Origin of the sequence: Marinobacter denitrificans (assembly GCF_008795955.1) — a bacterium.
Taxonomy (GTDB): domain Bacteria; phylum Pseudomonadota; class Gammaproteobacteria; order Pseudomonadales; family Oleiphilaceae; genus Marinobacter; species Marinobacter denitrificans.
On sequence record NZ_VMHN01000002.1, the window covers coordinates 365,409 to 384,549 of the forward strand.

A 19,141-nucleotide genomic window follows, 5' to 3' on the forward strand; every position below is an offset into this window, starting at 1 on the left:
TGGCCTTCGGTTCACTCCGGGTGCTGGCATGACATCTCCTTTAATTCCCTTGTGTCGGGTGGTGCCCAACATTACCATATCGTTTTTATTCGTACGGAGTTTTTATGATTACGGGGAGCCTTGTCGCACTGGTCACGCCCATGCATTCCGATGGCAGCATCCATTGGGAGCACCTTGATAAGCTGGTGGACTTTCATCTCGACAACGGGACGCATGGCATCGTGGCCGTTGGTACGACGGGTGAATCCGCAACGCTGGACCCGGAAGAACACATGCGGGTCGTTGGCCACATCATAAAGCGGGTCGACCGCCGCATTCCGGTTATCGCCGGCACCGGTGGCAACAGTACCCGCGAAGCCATAGAGCTAACAGAAGAAGCCCACAAGCTGGGGGCGGATGCCTGCCTTCTGGTCGTGCCTTATTACAACAAGCCGACCCAGGAAGGCCTGTACCGTCACTTCAAAACCATTGCCGAAGCGGTTCCGGTGAATCAGATTCTCTACAACGTGCCCGGCCGCACCGCGTGTGACATGCTCAATGAAACCGTTGAGCGCCTGGCCGACATTCCGAACATCATTGGCATCAAGGACGCTACCGGCAATATTCCCCGCGGCGCAGAGCTGATAGAAGCCGTCAAAGGGCGACTGGTGGTTTATTCCGGCGACGACGCGACGGCGGCCGGGCTGATGCTGGCCGGCGGCAAAGGCAATGTCTCAGTGACTGCGAACGTTGCGCCCGGAGCCATGGCTGCGCTGTGTGAAGCTGCTATTGCCGGCGATCAAGCGGAAACCGACAGGCTCAATGAGCTGCTGATGCCGTTGAACAGGAAGCTGTTCCTTGAAGCGAACCCGATTCCCGTCAAGTGGGCGCTCCATCGCATGGGCATGATTGGTGAAGGTATTCGCCTGCCACTCACCCCGCTGAGCGACAAGTTCCACGGCGAAGTGGAAGAAGCATTGAGAGCCTCTGGCGTACTCTGAGTCGGGCTGTATCATCTATCGTAACTGGAGTCGCCTGATGGCGTTTAGGTTCAGGACAGAAAACACTAAATCCGCACATTTCATCAGGCCCCTCCCGGGCCTGATGCTTGTTTTGGCCCTCGCTGGCTGCAGCTTTGTTGAAGATCGCTCCGAGCGCTACGTTGACGCACCGGAAGGCACACCGCTGGAGCTGCCAGCGACGGCAGAGGAGGGGACGTTCACCGAGGTAATGCCCATCCGTGAAATCAGCGCTGCCGACTCTGGCCGCATGTACCGGGACAGCATCCCCAATCCCCCTGATATGACGTCCGATATCCTCGACGAGAATTATGTCGTTGAGGAACTGGATGGCCAGGTCTGGCTGCTGGTGAACGACGTTCCGGGCAGGTTGTGGCCAGCGGTCACCGCTTATATGAATGAGAACGGGCTCGGTGTGGCTTACGACAACCCGCAGTTGGGGTTGATCCAGAGCGAACTGGTCAACTTCAGTAAGCAGGCCAGGCAACTGCTGAGTCTGCCGGACGCCCCCGACGGACCGGAAGCACGAATTGTGGTCCAGGCGCGTGTTGCCCCGGGCGTTCGTCGTAAAACCACCGAGATCCAGTTCCGTTCGTTCGAAGTCGAGGATGATCCGGAAGAACTGCTTGCATGGGGCACCCGTGATCGTCGGACCAGCGAGCAGCTGGCCACCAGCAAAGACCTGCTCAATGATCTGTCAGAGCATCTGAAGAACCGCGAAGACACCAAATCCTATTCCCGAGCAGCATTGGGCATGGTCAGCGAACCGCTTGTTCGCCTGGTTTCGGACAACGAGACTCCGCAGCAGATTGTCATGAGCCTCGACTATGGCCGTGCCTGGGCCGAGGTGAGGCGCGCACTCGATGAAGCCGACATACCGGTAGTGGATCTGAACCGCGAGGATGGCTATTTCTTTGTAGACTTCCGTCCAGAGTCAGAGCGCGACTCGGGTTGGTTCAGCTGGTTCTCTGACGACCCCGAACCTGAGCACACCTTTGACGTGCGTCTTGCCCAGAATGGCGGCGACATCGTCGTCAGTGTTAATCGCGCCGAAGACTATACCGGCGACGACCGCTCCCCTGAACTGTTGTCGGAACTGTTCGAATACCTTTACTAACAGCATGAGTGCGCGCACAGTGCGGGCACGCCCGGAGACTGAAATGGAAAAGCGTGAAGAACTTTACGCAGGCAAGGCCAAATCTGTTTATCGTACAGACGATCCCGATCGTTTCGTCATGGTGTTTCGCGATGATACGTCCGCATTTGATGGCGAGAAAAAAGAACAGCTGAACCGCAAGGGCATGGTCAATAATCGCTTCAATGCCTTTATCATGGAAAAGCTGGAAGCGGCGGGTATTCCCACTCATTTCGAGGGCCTGCTGTCTGGTACCGAGTCCCTGGTCAAGAAACTGGATATGATCCCGGTTGAGTGCGTGGTCCGCAACATATCGGCCGGCAGCCTGTGCCGCCGCCTGGGCGTGGAGGAGGGGCTGGAACTGAATCCCCCCACTTTTGAGCTCTTCCTGAAAAACGATGCCATGCATGACCCCATGGTCAATGAGTCACTGGCGGTGAGTTTTGGCTGGGCGAAAGCCGAGGAACTTGCCAGAATGAAAGAACTGACCTACCAGGTTAACGATATTCTCAAGGCATTGTTTGACGAAGCGGGCATGCTGCTGGTGGACTATAAACTTGAATTCGGCCGCGCAGGTGGCGAGATCGTCCTGGGTGACGAATTCAGCCCCGATGGCTGTCGTATCTGGGACAAGGAGACCCGTAAGAAAATGGACAAGGACCGTTTTCGTCAGGGACTGGGTGATGTAATCGAGACTTACGAAGAGGTGGGTCGTCGGCTCGGCATCAGTTTTGACTGATCCGTCAAAACCAACAAACAGAAACAGGTGCATTATGCGTAAATTGATACTCGCCCTGGGCGGTTCACTGGTGATTGCTGCTCCCGTTGTCTCGGCCGATGTACTCGGTGTGGGAGCGAACATCAGTTACTGGGATTCCGACTTGTCCGGCGAAGCCGGCAAGAAAAGTGATGTTGTCGATCTGGAAAACGATCTGGATCTGGACAGCGACACCAACGCCAACCTCAACGCCTATTTCGAGCACCCTGTTCCGCTGCTACCGAACGTTCGTCTGAATTATACCCGTATCGAGCAGAGCGGACGTGGCGAGGTGTCGACCCAGTATGACCTGGTGTCGGGCGAGGTGGATTCCGATCTCGAGCTGACCCAGTTCGATGTCACGCTTTATTACGAAGTGCTGGATAACTGGGTGAACCTGGATCTGGGCCTCACCGCACGTAATCTGGACGGCGAACTGACCATTCAGGAAACGGCCCTCGGCGGAGAAGTTACCCAGACAGAAGTGGATGGTGTTATGCCCATGGGCTACGTGGCAGCCCGGTTTGACCTTCCCCTGACGGGTGTGTCGGTGGGTGGCGAAGCCAACCTGATCAGCTTCGACGGCGACTCGGTTTACGACTATAACGCCTATGGCCAGTACGAAGTTTCGCTGTTGCAGCTTCGTGCCGGTTACCGTCAGATCAGCATTGATTACGAAGACAGTGATGACCGGCTGGACATTGAACTGGGTGGTCCGTTTGTGAGTGCCGGGCTGACCTTCTGAAGGAACAGGGAGAAAGGACTTTGAAGATTCTGGTTACGGGTACGGCGGGGTTTATTGGTTCCCATCTGGCGCATCGGCTGCTTGACCGCGGTGACGAAGTCATTGGCGTGGATAACGTCAATGATTACTACGATCCGACTCTCAAGGAGGCGCGCCTGGCGCGCCTGACCTGCAAACCGGGATTCACCGAGGTCCGCAAGGATGTGGCCGACCGGCCCGCGATGGAAGCGCTGTTCCGGGAGCAAAAGCCGGAACGGGTCGTTCACCTGGCCGCCCAGGCAGGCGTGCGGTATTCGCTGGAGAACCCCCACGCCTATATCGACGCCAATCTGGTGGGCTTTACCAACATCCTTGAGGGCTGTCGCCACAATGATGTGAAGCACCTGGTGTATGCTTCCAGCAGCTCGGTGTATGGCGCCAATGAGACCATGCCGTTTTCTGTGCATGACAACGTGGACCATCCTCTGAGCCTGTATGCGGCCTCCAAGAAAGCCAACGAGCTGATGGCCCATACCTACAGCCACCTCTATAACATGCCCACCACCGGCCTACGGTTCTTTACGGTGTATGGACCCTGGGGCCGGCCAGACATGGCGCTGTTTATCTTTACCAAAAAGATTCTCGCGGGCGAGCCTATTGACGTGTTCAACCATGGCCACCACAGGCGCGACTTCACCTATATTGATGACATCGTGGAAGGGGTGATCAGAACCCTGGACAGTGTAGCCACGCCGAATCCCCAGTGGAGCGGTGAGAAGCCCGACCCCGGTACCAGCAAGGCACCGTATCGCCTTTACAACATTGGTAGTAACAACCCGGTGGAGCTGTCCCGCTTTATCGAAATCATCGAAGAGCGTGTTGGCAGGAAGGCAGAGAAAAACCTGTTGCCGCTGCAGCCCGGTGATGTGCCGGCCACCTATGCCAATGTGGATGACCTGATCACCGATGTAGGCTACAAACCCTCCACCACGGTGGAAGAGGGTATTGCCAACTTCGTGGACTGGTACAGAGCCTTCTACAAGATTTAGCCAGATAGCCCACACACTGAAACGGCGACCCAAAGGTCGCCGTTTCAGTTTCTTCAGGTCTCGCTGTAATCAGACTGCACGCCTGCGGCGCGCAAGGCCGAGGCCGGCCAGGCCAAGCCCGATCAGGGCAAGAGAGCCGGGTTCGGGTACCGGGACCGGAACCGGGTTGTCAACGCCGCCATTACGGGCCGAAAACACATAACGGCCATCAATATCCGAATTCAGACGGTTCGATACAAGGGCATTGGGGCCGCCATCGAGAAAGGCGCCGTTAACCGCCGAGCCTGACAGTTCAAAGAACGTGCCCGCATCGCCGGTACCGTTGGAGTAACCAACCCGGGCAGAGTCCCCACCAAGACCATCACTATCACTGCCGCTGGCTGTGCCGGCTTCCCACTGTATCTGGTCATAGTTAAAGATGAAGTCGAAATCACCAGCGCCGATGTCGGAGCGGTCAACCAGAATCAACTGGAAGCTGTTACGGTTCGTGTGTGAGGTGCTGCTGTTGTAGTAGTCCACATCGATCCAGTTCACACCAAACGCATCACGCCCGCCGAAGGTGCCGGTACCGTAAGTTACGGCCTCACCTGCGGAACTCGTATCGACGTCGGCGAAGAAAGGCGCAATGATCTGTCGGCCTGTGGAGGTGAGGTCAAAAGGCGTATAGGTCGACAGAGTCGAATCGAATGTGATGTTGCCGTTATTGTTGACATAGAGCTGATTGTGCTCAACGCCGAAGAAATTGGCAGTAAAACCAAAGTTAATGGGACCATCAGAAAGGTCGTCATTACGGGCGACGGTATTGCTGTCGAATCCTGAAACAATGGCCGCAGCGTAAGCGCCTGGGGGCGCCATTAATGATGCCAGTCCAACGGTCATAGAAAGTGCCGTTATGCTTAGCGCTTTGCCTAAAAACCTATCCATTTGATATATCCTTATGTTTTCTGGTTGATCTCTGTAAGCGAAGAAATATCTGTCGCTCGACTTTCCCTGTAGCAATTATAGGGCCAGGAGGGCACTCGGTTGATTTGTATGAGTAAATCAGATTTATCTGCGGTCGAGGAAAGGAAATCTGTAAAAATATCTGACGGGATCTGGTGTTAAGACTTTGATAGAACGAACATTTCAGGCACAAAAAAAGCCACTCGGCTTGCGCTCTGAGTGGCTTTTTTTGATGATATTCTTGCTTGCAGGAATGGTAGGACCAGGCAGATTTGAACTGCCGACCTCTGCCATGTCAAGGCAGCGCTCTAACCAACTGAGCTATGGTCCTGTGTCCTGCAACGGGGTGGAAATATACTGATTCCTATGGGCATGGTCAACCTCTTTCAGGCGGTTTTCTGCTTTCTTGCCCAGCCTTTCACCGCCTTGCTGATCACCCCCCAGCGATTGATCAGTAGTGCCAGGAAAATCAGCCCGCAACCGGCAACCTGGGTGGCAGACATGGTTTCGCTGAACCAGCCGGCGGCAAAGAGGGCCACCCATACGGGCTCCAGCACCAGGATCACCACGCCGTGGCTATGTGCAGACAGGCTCTGGGCGTAGGTCTGGAGCAGAAACCGGCCCGCCGTGCCGATGACGGCGCTTGCGATGATCCACATGGCAAGCATGCCGGAGAAGTCCCCAAAGGTTGGTGCCCAGGGCTCCAGGAATATCGATTCGATCAGCGTGACGCACCCCACGGTAAGCAACGCAATGCTGGTCAGGGGGAGGGCAGGTACCCGATGCTTTTTCACGGTTTCGCCTTTGTGATTGATGACAGTGCGCTGGTTGGCGGCGCGGGTGTTAAGCGTGAAATACAGGGCAAAGATGAAGGCGGCACCCACGAAAAAAAGTTGCCCGATTTCCGGCCGGAATCCATTTCTTAGCGAGAGCAAGGCCAGCCCGCCTACAGCTACAGGTATGGCAAACCAGGTGCTCAGAGGTTGTTCCTCCCGAAACACCACACGGGCAATCACCGGTACAATAACCACACCCAGGCTGGTCAGAAAGGCGCTTTCTCCGACGTGAGTAGCGTAAAAAAGGCCCATGACCCAGCAACTCATGGCAACGCCAAACACAAGTCCCACACCTGCACTGCGCTTGACCTGGTCAAGGCTCAGCCGTCTCAGCGCTGGCCAGGCAATAACCGCCAGCACAGAGCCTGCCAGTAAGAATCGCAGGGCCATAAACATCAGCGGCGGCATCAGCAGAACCGCTTCCTTGGAAAACATCCAGCTGATGGCGGCCATCAGGGTGACGACAACCAGTAAAAGGTCGGATTTATGGGTGTCCGAGAGAGGCATTCACAACCGCCTTGCAGAGAATAGACTGGGCCCGGTCAACAGCGGGACAGCGGCGGAGTTTATCATGGACGGGTAAAAATGGCTCTTCCGTGAGCCGGTTGGTACTCCCTCGGGCGGGTGAGCCCGCTGGTTGCTTTTATCAGTTATCAAGCGTGTTGTAGACCAGTGTGGACATGTCCGTCTGGTCGGAGCCGGGAATCTCTACGTACTGGTCACCGGAGCCCCACCATTGCCACCAGGCGCGTTTGTTATAGGTGCGGCTGGCGAAATCCACCTGAAGCCCGTTCAGGGTTGTATTGTTCACCACTGGCACCGATATGTTGCCGGTTTCTGAACCCAGAACGCCGCTATGGGAAACGCCTTCGTTCATCAGGATCGGGAAGTGGTTGTAATACAGGTCAGAGGGGCCGTTCTGGCTGGACACCTTGCCTGCCAGGCTCAAGTTCGAGCTGCAGGAGTCTATGCCACTACTGGTGGTCGCTCCACAGGCGGAGTGGGTGGGAACCACACCGTCGTCAGTGCCGGCAATGAACGGTTTGGTGATGCCACCATAGTAAGAACCGCCGGCCACAAATCTTAACCGTGGAATATTGTTGGGGCTCACCGCCAGATTGCGCGCTGCGTTGGTTTGCAGGTCGTTCACCACCCCAAGCTTGCCCGGCTCAGGTTCTATGCCGGTGAAAGCACGGACGGCCTGTTTCAACGGCCAGTTATACCAGCTGTCGTTGTAGGCGATGCTCATGGCAAGGTCCGCCAGTTCGGTACCGCCGCCGGCACCGGAGTAGTCAATGGCGGCGAGGATTTTCAGTGGCTGAAGGCCTTCGGCCTGAAGCCACCGCGCCTGGTTTTCCAGCAGGTGACGGGTGACCAGATCTCCCGTGGAGTGGGACACCACAAGGCAGTAATCGTTACACAGACCCTGTTGGCTGATCTGCCGCAGCTGCTGGTAAGCCTGCTGGGCAATGTTGCCTTCCACCCGACCATCGCTGCCCCAGTCAATGCGGGCGTCGGAACGGGATAACCAGAAGGTGCGCCAGTAGTCCTCGCCGGCACTTTTTACTGCATCGAGGTTGGCAGGCGGGTTGGCCAGGTCTTCCTGCTGGAAGCCGTGAACCAGAACCACGTTGTGGCCCGCCAACTGGGCCTGGGCGGTACCGGCAAACAGTCCGCCGGCCAGGGCGACCGCAAGAGCGGTCTTACAGGCAGTTCGCTTTCTTGTTTTCATAAAAGCTCCGTCTTTATTCCATTGTTGTTATTGCAAGACGTTTATCCGGTTGCTGGCCCATTGTTCGGGCTTCTTTTAACCGGCACTACCCGGCGTCGAGCCGGTGCGGCATTGCCGCCATCAGAACTTGTCCGCCAGCTGCCGAAGCAGGGCGGCGCGTTGCTCTGATTCAGGATCGCTCGCCGGGGTGTCGGTCAGCCCGTCCAGGTCCGGCGGCGAGAATGAATAGCCCTCCTCAGGGCCAAAGCCATAATCCGTGCGATCGCCGGGTCTTGCCGGCAGGCGGCGGATCTGCAGGTGACGGAGTTCCAGCTCGCCGGTGATCTTCCGCTTGGCGATAACCGAGCCGTGGGCCTTCAGCTCCAGGGTGTCGGTGGTTCCGTCCAGTCGTTTCTCATCCTGTAACTGGGCCACTGCACGGCCGTTATGGTAAAGCTGCGCCGACAGGGCGTAGAAGCCGGGTTCGTTGGCTTCAAAGTGAACCGGTATTACCAGGTCGTTGTTGCTCACCCGGGGGCTTCCCAGCCCATCGAATTCGCCCAGGTCGGGTTCGATCATCAGGGTAGAGGCGTGGCGTACGGGTTGGCCGTCGATGCTGGCTTCGACAATCAGGCGGTATTCTCCCGGCTCGGCATCAGCCTCGATCACGCCTTCGTAGTAATTGTCGCCTGAGGTATTGCTCAGTGAAGAGCTGGCGTGTTGCCGGCGGGCTTCTGTGGACTCCAGAGTGACCTCCAGGCGGTCGGAGACTACCGATGAACCGGTGATTGTGGCCACAACAAGAATATCTTCGTCCTGCACAAAGCGATACTTCTCTAGGGTCACCGTAAATCGCCCATCGCCTTCCAGGGGTAACTCAATCGGCTCGAATCGATTGCCTCTGTAGGCATTCGCCTGTTCTTCCGACAGTGGGATGGAGTATTCGGGATAGCGGATATTCTGTGTGTATTGCTCAGCCGTGCTGGCGAGCATGAAGCCCAGGGCATCCTCCGGGGGCTCAGGCGTTGGGGGTGGCATTGGATCGTCAGCAATGCCAGGCGAAGGAGCATCAGAGGTGTCAGACAGTGGCTCTGCGGGCTGGGTGCCAGGAAGCCAGGCGAAGCGGAGCGGGTTTTCAGCCGCCAGCAGGTAACCCAGCCCGATAGCGCCGGATATAACGAGGGTGAGGGTCAACAGAGCCCGCAGTGGCATCGTCAGATCCTTGTTGGTGGTATTTCGTATATGACGAGAACGTCACTTTTTTATTGTTCTTCTAACATAACGGGCCAAATTTGTTTCTGGCAAAAATTTGGCCCGATTGTGTAACAAAATGTGTCCAGGGTGTGAGGCGCGTCACATCTTTCACAGCCAGCCGGAATCCCGGACCGCTTCCAGGCCAAACCGCAGGCGCACTTCGTCACCTACCAGGTCATCCTCGATGCCATAGGTCATGCCCCAGTCGCTGCGATTGATGGTCGTCTCTGCGGTGAGGCCGAGGGTGTAATCCTTGTGACCGATGGGGTATTCGGCGGATTTGTTGAGGGTAACCTTTACATCCACCGGCTGGGTCTGGCCAAGGAGGGTGAGGTCGCCGGTGACAACACCCGCGTTGTCTCCGGTAGATTCGAACCCTGTCACTTCAAAGGTGATGTCGGGGAATTTCTTGCTGTCGAGGAAATCGTCCTTGCGCAGGTGGTCGTCCCGTTTATCGTGGTTGGTAAATACGCTTTTGCTTCTGAAAGTCAGCTTGCCGGAGGTGAGTTGTTTCTCTTCCTCGTCGTATTCAAATTGCCCCTCCACCTCCCGGAACATGCCCATCACCGGCGCATAACCGATATGCATCACTTCAAACGCCATGGAGAAATGCTCGTCATCAATGACATAGGTTTCCGGCGCTGCCATTAGGGCTGGAGCGGTCAGCACCATGCTGATGGCAAATACAGACTTTGATAGAAAGGTTTTCATGGCTGTCTCCCAGTTTGATAAAGCCAGCGCAGATCTGTAGAGAACGAATAACACAACAGCGCCAGCGCGATCGCGAGTGTCCAGTTTGCAAACGCCGCTGAAGTGACCGGCAGGATGGCAATCATCAGGGTCACCACCTGCCAGACACACACGGTTTTACGCCGAAAGCTCTCCGGCAATGGCTGGTTCATAAAAGTCAGCCAATGGCCGGCAGCCACAAAGGCATAACGCATTAATCCCAGCGCCAGAACCCAGGCGCCGGCTTTCTCAAGTGCCAGCACGGCAACACAGAGCCCCAGAATAAACAATGCGTCCAGCTCCATGTCGAAGCGGGCACCAAAGGCGGTGGTGGAATGGGTGGTCCGGGCAATGGCACCATCAACTCCGTCCAGCACCAGGGCGAACAAACACAATGCTCCGTATAGCCACAACCAGTTATCCAGTCTGGCAATGAAAGGAGCCAGGCTCACCAGCAATACAACCATTGCGGCGCGTACCAGCGTAGCCCGATTGGCCCAGCCAAAGTCCCGGCCGGAGGGCCAGCGGCAGATAACCGGGAGGGCAATGGCCAGATACAGCAATGCCGCGATACCATAGAGCCCCGCAGAAATCTGCCACCCGATACCGGCGGCGGCAACCAGCAGGGCAGTCAGGCCGGCTCCCCAAATAAGGTCTGCTGCCACGGGCAGCTGAAATGTCCGGGTTCGGGAATCCATCATCAAACCTCTGCGTATGTGCTTATCGATGCACTATTCTCCATGAACTATAGTTGCTTACGTGCGCTGTAAGGAAACAGACGATATGACAAACGCATTCTGGGTTACGGGCCCTCTGGAAGGGGGAATTCACCCGGCGACTTTTGACCATTATCCTCCGTCCGCTGAGGCTGCCGACGATCCGGCGGTAGAGGTCCAGACACTGTATTCCGGCATCAGCCGAGGCACCGAGGCCTTGGTTTACACCAATCAGGTACCTGAGTCCGAGTTCCTTACGATGCGGGCACCATTTCAGGAAGGTGATTTTCCATTTCCGGTCAAGTATGGGTACGCCAATGTCGGGCGGGTAAGCTCTGGCCCCGATGATCTGTTGGGTCGGACTGTGTTCTGCCTGTTTCCTCACCAGACCAGCTACCGTCTGCCTGCCTCTGCAGTTGTACCCTTACCGCAGGGGCTGCCGCCCGGCCGGGCCGTGCTGGCTGCAAACATGGAAACGGCGATAAATGGGCTTTGGGATGCAGCCCCCCGGATCGGCGACCGGATTGCCGTCGTGGGTCTTGGGGTTGTGGGCCTGCTGGTGGCATGGCTCGCCAGCAGGATACCGGGCACCCGGGTAACCGCGCTGGACACCAACGCCGGCCGTCAGGACGTTGCCGAATCCCTGGGGCTTGCTTTTCAGACCCGTTCCGGGCAGGACGACCATGATCTGGTTATTCATGCCAGTGGCCATCCTGAAGGCTTGCAAACGTCACTGCAACTGGCGGGTATGGAAGGGCGAATTGTTGAAATGAGCTGGTATGGGGCGCAAACAGTTCCCGTACCTCTTGGTCATGCCTTTCACTCCCGGCGCCTGACAATACGCTCAAGCCAGGTTGGGCACCTTCATCCCTCCCAGGTGCCGCGCTGGACCTATCGTGACCGCATGTCCCTGGCTCTGGAGCTGTTAAAGGACGACGCTCTGGACAATCTCATAACCGGTGAAGGTCCCTTCGAAGCATTACCTGAGATTATGGCCTCTCTGGCTGGAGGGCCCCGCATTGGGCCAGCCTTCCCGTCTGCTTCGGAAACCCTCTGCCATCGTATTGTCTATAACCACTCTTGAATTCTCACATTTGCACCAAGGAAACAGATCCTATGTTCAGCCTTACTGTCAGGGACCACATAATGATCGCCCACAGCTTCAAAGGAGAAATTTTCGGCCCGGCCCAGGGCCTGCACGGGGCGACCTACGTAGTTGACGTGACCTTTGAAAGAGAAGCACTGGACGAAGATGACCTGATCGTCGATATCGGCCTGGCATCTGAAGTTCTCTCGCAAGTGATTGCCGAATTCAATATGAAGAACCTGGACGATATCGAGGAATTCTCGGGCCGTAACACCACCACAGAGTTCATGGCTGCCACAGTATTTGATCGTATGGCAGCGGCCATCCATAAAGGCAGACTGGGGGAAACCGGTAAGGGCCTGTGTGGCATGAAGGTCACCCTCGGTGAGTCTCACATTGCCTGGGCCAGCTACCATGGCAAGCTTTGATACTCCGCCACGGGTGCTCTTCGTTGTTCCTGGCGATCCTGACCAGAACACCGGTGGTTATCGGTACGTCCGTCGGATAGCCGAAGGTTTCATCGACATTGGCGTGGAGGCCTCTCGCGAAGGGCTGAATGGTGTTTTCCCGATCCCCGACCGCCTCGCAGAGGCGTCACTGGAGAGCCTGTTGGCGGGCCTGGCTGATGGTTCTGTCGTTGTTCTCGATGGGTTGGCCATGGGCGGGCTGCCGGATGTTGTGGCCGCCCACGCAGGGCGTTTGAGTATGGTAGCGCTGGTGCATCACCCATTGGCGGATGAAACCGGCCTGGCGGCTCCTGCCCGGGACTGGCTTTTCCGGGTCGAACGCAGGGCGCTCGCTGTTGTGGCGGGGGTAATCACCACCAGTCGGCACACGGCTGAGCGGCTACTTGACTACAACGTGCCTGCAAAACGTATTCGTGTAGTGGAGCCGGGGTCTGACACGGTCACTCCTGAATCTCCTGGCGACGAACGGTCAACCGAGCCCGATAGCGGCCTCAATGTGCTGTGTGTCGCACACCTCTCTCCCCGCAAGGCACAGCATCATCTCATCGAAGCCCTGAGTGACCTTCAACACCTGGCCTGGTATTGCACGCTGGCCGGCTCAACAGATCGGGACGAAACCTACGGCCACCGGATACGGGAGCTTATACTTGAGCACGGCCTTGAGACGCGAATCACTCTGGCCGGGGAGCTGGACGATGACGGCCTGGCCGCGGCCTATGAACGCGCGGATATCTTTGTGTTGCCATCCGTGTACGAAGGGTATGGCATGGTGATTGATGAAGCTCTCGCGGCGGGCCTGCCGGTCATCACAACCGATGGTGGAGCCCTAGCGAGCACGGGTAATCGACCGGGAATATGTCAGTACCCGGCCGGCGATACGGTAAGGCTGAGAGCCTGCCTCAAAGAATGGCTGAGTGATCCACAAGAGTTGCTGCGGATGACACGGCAGGCGAATACAGAAGCCCAATGCCTGCGCCGCTGGAGCCTGGCAGTGACGGAGTTCAGAGACGCCCTTGAAAGCCTGCTTCCGCCTGCTGATCTTACAACCTTCGACAGCGACTGGCTGACGCTGCGGGAGCCGGCAGACCATCGGGCCCGTAACCGTTCGTTGATGGCAGAGGTACTGAGCTGGGCCGAGCATGAGTACAACACTCCGAATACAGCGAGTGGTCAGCATGCGCCGCCCTTGCTGGTAGCCGATCTGGGGGCGGGCACGGGCTCCAATGCCAGATACCTGGTGCCGGCCTTGACCGTGCCCCAACGCTGGGTTCTGCTTGACCAGGACGAACACCTGCTGTCGTTGGCCTCCGACCGGGTGGAACATCTGGATGTGCCACTGGAAACCCGGGTCTGTCAATTGACATACCAGACCCTGGCCAGCCAGATTCCGGATGATACCCGGCTGGTAACTGCCTCGGCACTGATTGACCTGATGTCTGCGGAATGGCTGAAGGCACTTGCCAGCGCTGTGGCTGAGCGTCGTGCCGGGCTGTTGATTGTGCTTACCTATGATGGTCGTTTTGAGTTGTCGCCAGCAGAGGCCGACGACCACTGGATTCTGGAATCGGTCAATGCCCATCAACATCGCGAAAAGGGGGCGGGGGCTGCCATGGGCCCGGACGCAACCACCTATTTACAGACGCGCCTGCAAACCTACGGCTATCAAACATCTGTTGCACCAAGCCCCTGGCAGCTAACAGCGGAACAGGCGGCGTTACAGGTTGCGTTACTGAAAGGCTGGCAACAGGCAGTGCAAGAGCAGTGTTCTGGTGAGCTGGAGCGCGCCACACGCTGGTTTGATAAACGACTGGCCCAGGCACGGGCAAAAAAGCTGACCATTCGCGTTGTCCATCAGGACCTTTTCGCCCGGCCCGCATTCGAACATGCCCTCTGATATGTCCCGGGCCAGTTTGCCCATCTGGTTGCGGTGGGCTTTCACCCTGTTGTTGTTGCTAACCACGGCGATCTTTCTTGATACCTCCGTGATCGGTGAGGAGCTAGCCGCATTCTCCCTGCCAATGCTGCTGGCAGCGATGGTGATTTCAGTGTTCCAGGTAATGGTATCGGCCTGGCGCTGGCGCTACACCGCCGGGCGGCTGGGCATCGAACTGCCTTTTAGCGCGGCGGTTCGGGAATACTATCTGGCAACGTTCCTGAACCAGGTACTGCCCGGTGGTGTCCTGGGGGACGTTAACCGCGCCTGGCGCCACAGCCTTGATTCCGGATCTCGGCTGGGCGCTGTTCATGCAGTAATGATTGAAAGGCTGTCCGGCCAGTTGGTGATGATTTCCGTTGCGCTGGGCCTGGGTACATGGCTCGCACTGTTCCAGGGGCAGACTGCGGGAATGGTCTCGGATCTCGGCGGGCTGACCATCAGCGTTGCTGTCATGGTGATGATTGTGTTGGGCCTCGTTGCCAGGTTCTGGGCACGGGGCAGGGGGTATGTCCATGCGTTGCGCCGGGATATCCGTAAGTCATTGGTGAGCTGGCCCGCAATAGTGGTGCAGCTGGGTTCGTCCGCCGTGGTGGTGGCGACTTATCTGGGGGTATTCGCAATTCTGGCGTTCGGGGCCGGGTACTGGGCAGGTGCGCTAGAGGTACTCATCCTGATCGCGCTCTGCAGTCTGTTATTGCTGGCAATGGCCGTCCCCGTCAGCGTGGCTGGCTGGGGAGTGCGTGAGGGCGCTGCGGCACTTTTATGGCCGTTGGTCGGGTTGCCTGCTGAGCAGGGGGTGGCGCTGAGCGTGGGCTATGGGCTGGCGGTGTTGGTTTCGAGCTTGCCAGGCGTACTGTTTCTTCTCAGTGGCCGTCGGCCCGTTCACTGAAATCCAGATCAAACAGCATGTCAGTGCCAAGGTCCACCATCTGCGCGCGTGGGCGCAGGGCGCTGTCGAGGTGGGTGATCTCGGGGAGCGAAAAAGCCGGGCGTCCGCTTCCGATGATCATCGGCGCAACCATGACGTGGAGCCGGTCCAGAAGCTCTGCATTCAGGAATTCCGAGACGGTCAGCCCGCCACCTTCCACGAAAATCTTGCGCAGGCCGAAGTCCGCCAGAACCGACAACAAATGGCCGGGCTCTGTGGTTTCATCAAGACCAAGGCAAGGGACTTCGGTAACGCCGTGCCTTGGCGCCAACTTGTTTCCCGCGCGGTATTCGCCAGCAACCAGCCTGAGAGTGGGAGAGGCCTCATCACAGAAGAGGTGATGATCCTCCGGTACCCGCCGGTGACGGTCAATCACCACTCTGACCGGGTTCACGCCCGGAACTTTGCGAACCGTAAGCCGGGGATTGTCGGTGGCAGCGGTACCGGCGCCTACAATTACAGCCTCGGATACGGCGCGCAGGCGGTGCAGATGGGTTATGCCGTCGTCACCATTAATAAATTTCGAGGCGCCTGTGACTGTAGCAATGCGGCCATCCAGGCTCTGTCCCATCTGGCCCACTACGCGGGATGGCGCCCCACGGGTCAGCGGACAACACAGGGGCAGGAAAACCGACAGCAGGTTTTTGGCTTCTGTATCGGCAGGCAGTTGCAACTGCCAGTTGCCTTCCCCGCTGAGCTCGAGCGCCGGGGTATTGCTGCCGGGTAACGACAGTGTCACGTTACTGCGGTTCACTGCCTCGAGTATCAGGGTCCAGGCTGTGTTTTTGTCGAGTATCTGTGCCGCCATACCGAGTAATTCCATTGCTGGTGGATTCATTATAGGCAGATTGTGTGTAAAGCTATATGTACGTTACATTTCCGGTGTGATTCACAAAAAGCGTGATAAAACCCCCAGAAACCCGGCAGAGAATAATCCTTATGCGGTACCTGCAAACTTTCAACCGCCGTTTGCGGCAGATTCGGGAGGCCGGGCAACTGTCCCGTGGGGACGTGGCTCAGATGTGTGGTGTGGACGAAGTGAGGGTGGCCAACTGGGAGGCAATGGATGCCCGGCAGAGGGGCTACCCGGGGGTAACTGAGCTGCTTGACCTGTGCATCAAGACAGGAACGCCGCTTGAAGACTTGCTGGATCTGGACGATACCTGCGATACCGGGCAATTGGAGCTGCCAGGTCTGGCGTTCAGCCAGGGGGATGATCTCTCAGCAGCGCTGACGGAACTGGAGCAGGAAATCAGCCGGATTCAGCTGTCAGACGAAGAGGCGGAACTGCTGCGCCGGTTCCGGAAAACCTCCGGCGAAAACCGGCGCATGATTCTGCAGATCCTGGGCAAATAACCCTCCGTCCTGCTACTTGCCTTTCTTGTAGATGTTTTCGTAGACGTAGTTGGTGGCGTCCACGAAGCCGTCAATGCTGCCGCAGTCAAAGCGGCGCCCCTTGAATTTGTAGGCCAGCACGCAACCATTCTTTGCCTGTTCCAGCAGGGCGTCGGTAATCTGCACCTCACCGTTTTTGCCCGCCGGTGTCCGTTCGAGGATAGAGAAAATGTCCGGCGTCAGGATATAGCGGCCGATGATCGCCAGGTTACTGGGGGCATCCTCAGGGGCAGGTTTTTCAACCATGTCGGTAATGCGGTACAGGCCATCCTTCATGGACTCACCGGCAATCACGCCGTACTTGTGAGTCTCGTCTTCCGGTACTTCCTCGATGGCGACGATAGAGCAGCGGAACTGATTGTAGAGCCGGACCATCTGGCCGAGTACGCCTTCGCCGTCATCGTCTGCCACGCAGAAGTCGTCTGCGAGAACAACCGCAAAGGGGTTGTCGCCCACCAGGTTGCGCCCGGTCAAAATGGCATGACCCAGGCCTTTCATCTCGTTCTGGCGGGTGAAAGCGAAAGAGTTGTGATCAATCAGCTCGCGGATGGAGGTAAGAAGATCTTCCTTGCCAGACCCGGCAATCTGATGCTCCAGCTCATAACTGATGTCAAAGTGATCTTCGATTGCGCGCTTGCCCCGCCCGGTGACGAAACCAAATTCATGAACACCGGCTTCTGCGGCTTCTTCCACCCCGTACTGCACAAGAGGCTTGTTCACAATCGGCAGAATTTCTTTGGGCATGGCTTTGGTGGCGGGAAGAAAACGGGTGCCATATCCGGCAACAGGGAAGAGACACTTCTTGATCATAATGGTCGTCCTTATATTCGCGTGGGTCACTGCCTGTTGTAAGTCAGTCATCCTTGACGGCTGACTCACGAATTGTGCCAAGTGTAACCAAGTTGTTGGCTTAAATGGAGGCCCCGGTGCCGAAATGTAGAATTTCGTAAAAAGCGGGGTTTCGTAACCTTTGGTATTGCTTGTTGATTTGCATAGAAAAAACTTTCAGATGTTGTTGTAACTGACTGTATTGGTGTCACATTTCGTTTGTAAAGTTAGGCAACAGGCGCTGGATTTATTCGTTCTGATGCAATACATTCCCCGTCATGAAAAATTCTTTAGAATAACCGGCTTTCCTCTCGCATTGTGGCCGGCGCTATCTGGCGGGAACTGAACCATTGAAATTAACCCTGTTGATTGCACTGATATGGTGCACGATCACTCAGCCTCTTTATGCCCAAGAAAACGGATCCTGGCTCCGTAACGGCTGGCAGCCCCATTCCGATTACCTTGCCGGGAATTCGGACGCGTTCAAGGAAGAGCGCGAGCACTGGTTGCGGTCACGACTTAAGTTTTCAGGCAAGACGGCACTGAACAGCGACGGTCTTGATGGCTCCGTGGGCGTGGCGGCGGACAGGCTGATCGGCAAGAAAGACGCCATCGGCTTCGACTACCGCGATGCCCGCTCCTACAAAAACGATACCGACTCCAGCGCAGCCTCCTTCCGATACCGTTTTCCGGCCGGGGCTAACCGTTTTCAGGTCGAAGCAGGACGATCCCGCTACGACCGTGCTGTGAGTAACGCCAGCCGCCGGGTCAATGCCAGTGGCCAATCACGCGTTATGGGCCTGGGTTTTAGTCGTCCGTTGTTCTCACGTTTCGGGATGGCCTTTGACGGTATCGCAAAACATCACGGTCGCGACAGCGCCTCGTTCGAGCAAGACAGCCTGGTTTCAGAATCCAGTTACGAACTTTCGACATTTGGCCTGGAGGCCAGGGGTGGTCACGAACTCTGGAATGGCATATTCGCCAATACCAGCGTGCTGGCGTTGAGCGGGCGTGAATCCAAGGCAGTCGACTACCCGATGAAAGAGAGCAATTCCGAAGACGAGGACTTCTACAAGGTGGCCATGTCGGCCTCTTTAGAGCATGAGTTTTTCCAGTGGAGCTGGCGGATAAAAGGACGCTACCAGTTCGCCGATGAAGACCTTCCGTCGTCCGAATACCTGACCGTCGCGGGCCCTTCCATGCTGGCCGGCTTCAACGGCCAGTCGGTTTCCGTTGTTCGTGGTGGCTGGCTTCGCCTGGACACAGCCAGCCCCGCCTGGCCGATGCCCTTTGTCGATGGCGTGTTGTCGAGCGTGAACTTCGCTGTGCTGCAGGGTTGGGTTCCCTATTCAGGGGTCCAGGCAAACCGTTACGGCAAGGCAAGTGCCGGGCAGGTCTCCCTGAAAATGCAGGGCCGTGCTTTCACTGCAAATGTGAGCGTGGGCCGGATGCTTCGCACGTCGAGCACCGCCATGACAATGCCTGATCACCCGGACGTGCGGTTCTCGCTGTCCATGGGTATCTGATTCGCCGTCTTACAAAGTTGTCACTTGAGTAAGTTTCGCCCGCAGGTGCTACATTAGTAGATCTAAGGGACGTAACAGAGGTCGAAGACCCATGCACTCAGGGACAAGATTGCTAGCGCTGCT

At 57.1% G+C, this 19,141-nt stretch carries 19 protein-coding genes and 1 tRNA gene; 11 read left to right on the top strand and 9 right to left on the bottom strand.

From position 1 onward, the window contains the following. Window positions 1–104 precede the first annotated feature (104 nt). The 5 genes from dapA to FO268_RS09660 all read left to right on the top strand — a co-directional run bounded on the left by dapA (window position 105) and on the right by FO268_RS09660 (window position 4,663). Window positions 105–980 carry a 4-hydroxy-tetrahydrodipicolinate synthase gene (gene dapA / locus FO268_RS09640; protein ID WP_150992365.1) on the top strand — a complete coding sequence of 292 codons (876 nt, stop codon included), beginning with the start codon at window positions 105–107 and terminating at the stop codon, window positions 978–980. Between the two features lie 103 nt (window positions 981–1,083). Then, the gene (gene bamC, locus FO268_RS09645; RefSeq protein WP_225316573.1) at window positions 1,084–2,115 is read left to right on the top strand and encodes an outer membrane protein assembly factor BamC; all 1,032 of its coding nucleotides are present in this window, start codon (window positions 1,084–1,086) and stop codon (window positions 2,113–2,115) included. A 43-nt stretch (window positions 2,116–2,158) separates the two neighbouring features. Next, complete coding sequence (gene purC / locus FO268_RS09650; RefSeq protein WP_150992369.1) at window positions 2,159–2,872, top strand: phosphoribosylaminoimidazolesuccinocarboxamide synthase; 714 nt, start codon at window positions 2,159–2,161, stop codon at window positions 2,870–2,872. Between the two features lie 34 nt (window positions 2,873–2,906). After that, window positions 2,907–3,635 carry a TIGR04219 family outer membrane beta-barrel protein gene (locus tag FO268_RS09655; protein ID WP_150992371.1) on the top strand — a complete coding sequence of 243 codons (729 nt, stop codon included), beginning with the start codon at window positions 2,907–2,909 and terminating at the stop codon, window positions 3,633–3,635. A gap of 20 nt (window positions 3,636–3,655) precedes the next feature. Continuing rightward, window positions 3,656–4,663 carry an NAD-dependent epimerase gene (locus tag FO268_RS09660; RefSeq protein WP_150992373.1) on the top strand — a complete coding sequence of 336 codons (1,008 nt, stop codon included), beginning with the start codon at window positions 3,656–3,658 and terminating at the stop codon, window positions 4,661–4,663. Window positions 4,664–4,732: 69 nt separating this feature from the next. Here the strand turns inward: FO268_RS09660 and FO268_RS09665 are convergent, their stop codons facing one another. The 7 genes from FO268_RS09665 to FO268_RS09695 form a co-directional block, all read right to left on the bottom strand. Then, window positions 4,733–5,587: a nidogen-like domain-containing protein gene (locus FO268_RS09665; RefSeq protein ID WP_225316575.1), complete on the bottom strand. Its 855-nt coding sequence runs from the start codon at window positions 5,585–5,587 to the stop codon at window positions 4,733–4,735. Window positions 5,588–5,859: 272 nt separating this feature from the next. After that, a tRNA-Val gene (locus FO268_RS09670) sits at window positions 5,860–5,936 on the bottom strand. Between the two features lie 55 nt (window positions 5,937–5,991). Further along, window positions 5,992–6,948 (bottom strand): DMT family transporter, encoded by a 957-nt coding sequence (locus FO268_RS09675; protein ID WP_150992375.1) that lies wholly within the window; start codon window positions 6,946–6,948, stop codon window positions 5,992–5,994. Between the two features lie 139 nt (window positions 6,949–7,087). Next, complete coding sequence (locus FO268_RS09680; protein ID WP_150992377.1) at window positions 7,088–8,173, bottom strand: hypothetical protein; 1,086 nt, start codon at window positions 8,171–8,173, stop codon at window positions 7,088–7,090. A gap of 120 nt (window positions 8,174–8,293) precedes the next feature. Then, the gene (locus tag FO268_RS09685) at window positions 8,294–9,364 is read right to left on the bottom strand and encodes a hypothetical protein (protein WP_150992379.1); all 1,071 of its coding nucleotides are present in this window, start codon (window positions 9,362–9,364) and stop codon (window positions 8,294–8,296) included. A gap of 150 nt (window positions 9,365–9,514) precedes the next feature. Next, complete coding sequence (locus tag FO268_RS09690; protein WP_150992381.1) at window positions 9,515–10,117, bottom strand: YceI family protein; 603 nt, start codon at window positions 10,115–10,117, stop codon at window positions 9,515–9,517. Continuing rightward, window positions 10,114–10,836: a CDP-alcohol phosphatidyltransferase family protein gene (locus FO268_RS09695; RefSeq protein ID WP_150992383.1), complete on the bottom strand. Its 723-nt coding sequence runs from the start codon at window positions 10,834–10,836 to the stop codon at window positions 10,114–10,116. Before FO268_RS09695 ends, FO268_RS09690 begins: the two co-directional genes overlap by 4 nt. Before the next feature lie 82 nt (window positions 10,837–10,918). Between FO268_RS09695 and FO268_RS09700 the strand changes: the two genes are divergently transcribed. The 4 genes from FO268_RS09700 to FO268_RS09715 are packed head-to-tail and all read left to right on the top strand — an operon-like array spanning window position 10,919 to window position 15,230. Further along, window positions 10,919–11,935 (top strand): zinc-dependent alcohol dehydrogenase, encoded by a 1,017-nt coding sequence (locus FO268_RS09700; protein WP_150992385.1) that lies wholly within the window; start codon window positions 10,919–10,921, stop codon window positions 11,933–11,935. 32 nt (window positions 11,936–11,967) lie between these two features. Continuing rightward, window positions 11,968–12,366: a 6-pyruvoyl trahydropterin synthase family protein gene (locus tag FO268_RS09705; protein WP_150992387.1), complete on the top strand. Its 399-nt coding sequence runs from the start codon at window positions 11,968–11,970 to the stop codon at window positions 12,364–12,366. Beyond that, window positions 12,353–14,299 (top strand): glycosyltransferase, encoded by a 1,947-nt coding sequence (locus tag FO268_RS09710; protein WP_150992389.1) that lies wholly within the window; start codon window positions 12,353–12,355, stop codon window positions 14,297–14,299. The genes FO268_RS09705 and FO268_RS09710 overlap by 14 nt, the downstream gene beginning before the upstream one ends. Then, window positions 14,289–15,230 (top strand): lysylphosphatidylglycerol synthase transmembrane domain-containing protein, encoded by a 942-nt coding sequence (locus FO268_RS09715; RefSeq protein WP_150992391.1) that lies wholly within the window; start codon window positions 14,289–14,291, stop codon window positions 15,228–15,230. The genes FO268_RS09710 and FO268_RS09715 overlap by 11 nt, the downstream gene beginning before the upstream one ends. Here FO268_RS09715 and FO268_RS09720 read toward each other — a convergent pair. Beyond that, window positions 15,205–16,077: a RibD family protein gene (locus tag FO268_RS09720; RefSeq protein ID WP_150992393.1), complete on the bottom strand. Its 873-nt coding sequence runs from the start codon at window positions 16,075–16,077 to the stop codon at window positions 15,205–15,207. The genes FO268_RS09715 and FO268_RS09720 overlap by 26 nt on opposite strands. Window positions 16,078–16,208: 131 nt before the next feature. Between FO268_RS09720 and FO268_RS09725 the strand changes: the two genes are divergently transcribed. Continuing rightward, a complete protein-coding gene (locus FO268_RS09725) occupies window positions 16,209–16,625 on the top strand; it encodes a helix-turn-helix domain-containing protein (RefSeq protein ID WP_150992395.1) in 417 nt (138 codons plus the stop codon). Window positions 16,626–16,637: 12 nt separating this feature from the next. Here FO268_RS09725 and galU read toward each other — a convergent pair whose 3' ends face one another. Further along, window positions 16,638–17,474, bottom strand: a complete 837-nt coding sequence (galU, locus tag FO268_RS09730) for a UTP--glucose-1-phosphate uridylyltransferase GalU (protein ID WP_150992396.1) — start codon at window positions 17,472–17,474, stop codon at window positions 16,638–16,640. A 368-nt stretch (window positions 17,475–17,842) separates the two neighbouring features. Between galU and FO268_RS09735 the strand changes: the two genes are divergently transcribed. Continuing rightward, window positions 17,843–19,018, top strand: a complete 1,176-nt coding sequence (locus FO268_RS09735) for a ShlB/FhaC/HecB family hemolysin secretion/activation protein (protein ID WP_150992398.1) — start codon at window positions 17,843–17,845, stop codon at window positions 19,016–19,018. Window positions 19,019–19,141: the final 123 nt, after the last annotated feature.

Coding starts and splice junctions, on each gene's coding strand:
- galU (WP_150992396.1), bottom strand. CDS start 17,474: ATGATCAAGAAGTGTCTCTTCCCTGTTGCCGGATATGGCACCCGTTTT.
- FO268_RS09705 (WP_150992387.1), top strand. CDS start 11,968: ATGTTCAGCCTTACTGTCAGGGACCACATAATGATCGCCCACAGCTTC.
- dapA (WP_150992365.1), top strand. CDS start 105: ATGATTACGGGGAGCCTTGTCGCACTGGTCACGCCCATGCATTCCGAT.
- FO268_RS09710 (WP_150992389.1), top strand. CDS start 12,353: ATGGCAAGCTTTGATACTCCGCCACGGGTGCTCTTCGTTGTTCCTGGC.
- purC (WP_150992369.1), top strand. CDS start 2,159: ATGGAAAAGCGTGAAGAACTTTACGCAGGCAAGGCCAAATCTGTTTAT.
- FO268_RS09655 (WP_150992371.1), top strand. CDS start 2,907: ATGCGTAAATTGATACTCGCCCTGGGCGGTTCACTGGTGATTGCTGCT.
- FO268_RS09695 (WP_150992383.1), bottom strand. CDS start 10,836: ATGATGGATTCCCGAACCCGGACATTTCAGCTGCCCGTGGCAGCAGAC.
- FO268_RS09690 (WP_150992381.1), bottom strand. CDS start 10,117: ATGAAAACCTTTCTATCAAAGTCTGTATTTGCCATCAGCATGGTGCTG.
- FO268_RS09725 (WP_150992395.1), top strand. CDS start 16,209: ATGCGGTACCTGCAAACTTTCAACCGCCGTTTGCGGCAGATTCGGGAG.
- FO268_RS09720 (WP_150992393.1), bottom strand. CDS start 16,077: ATGGCGGCACAGATACTCGACAAAAACACAGCCTGGACCCTGATACTC.
- FO268_RS09665 (WP_225316575.1), bottom strand. CDS start 5,587: ATGGATAGGTTTTTAGGCAAAGCGCTAAGCATAACGGCACTTTCTATG.
- FO268_RS09715 (WP_150992391.1), top strand. CDS start 14,289: ATGCCCTCTGATATGTCCCGGGCCAGTTTGCCCATCTGGTTGCGGTGG.
- FO268_RS09685 (WP_150992379.1), bottom strand. CDS start 9,364: ATGCCACTGCGGGCTCTGTTGACCCTCACCCTCGTTATATCCGGCGCT.
- FO268_RS09680 (WP_150992377.1), bottom strand. CDS start 8,173: ATGAAAACAAGAAAGCGAACTGCCTGTAAGACCGCTCTTGCGGTCGCC.
- FO268_RS09700 (WP_150992385.1), top strand. CDS start 10,919: ATGACAAACGCATTCTGGGTTACGGGCCCTCTGGAAGGGGGAATTCAC.
- bamC (WP_225316573.1), top strand. CDS start 1,084: ATGCTTGTTTTGGCCCTCGCTGGCTGCAGCTTTGTTGAAGATCGCTCC.
- FO268_RS09675 (WP_150992375.1), bottom strand. CDS start 6,948: ATGCCTCTCTCGGACACCCATAAATCCGACCTTTTACTGGTTGTCGTC.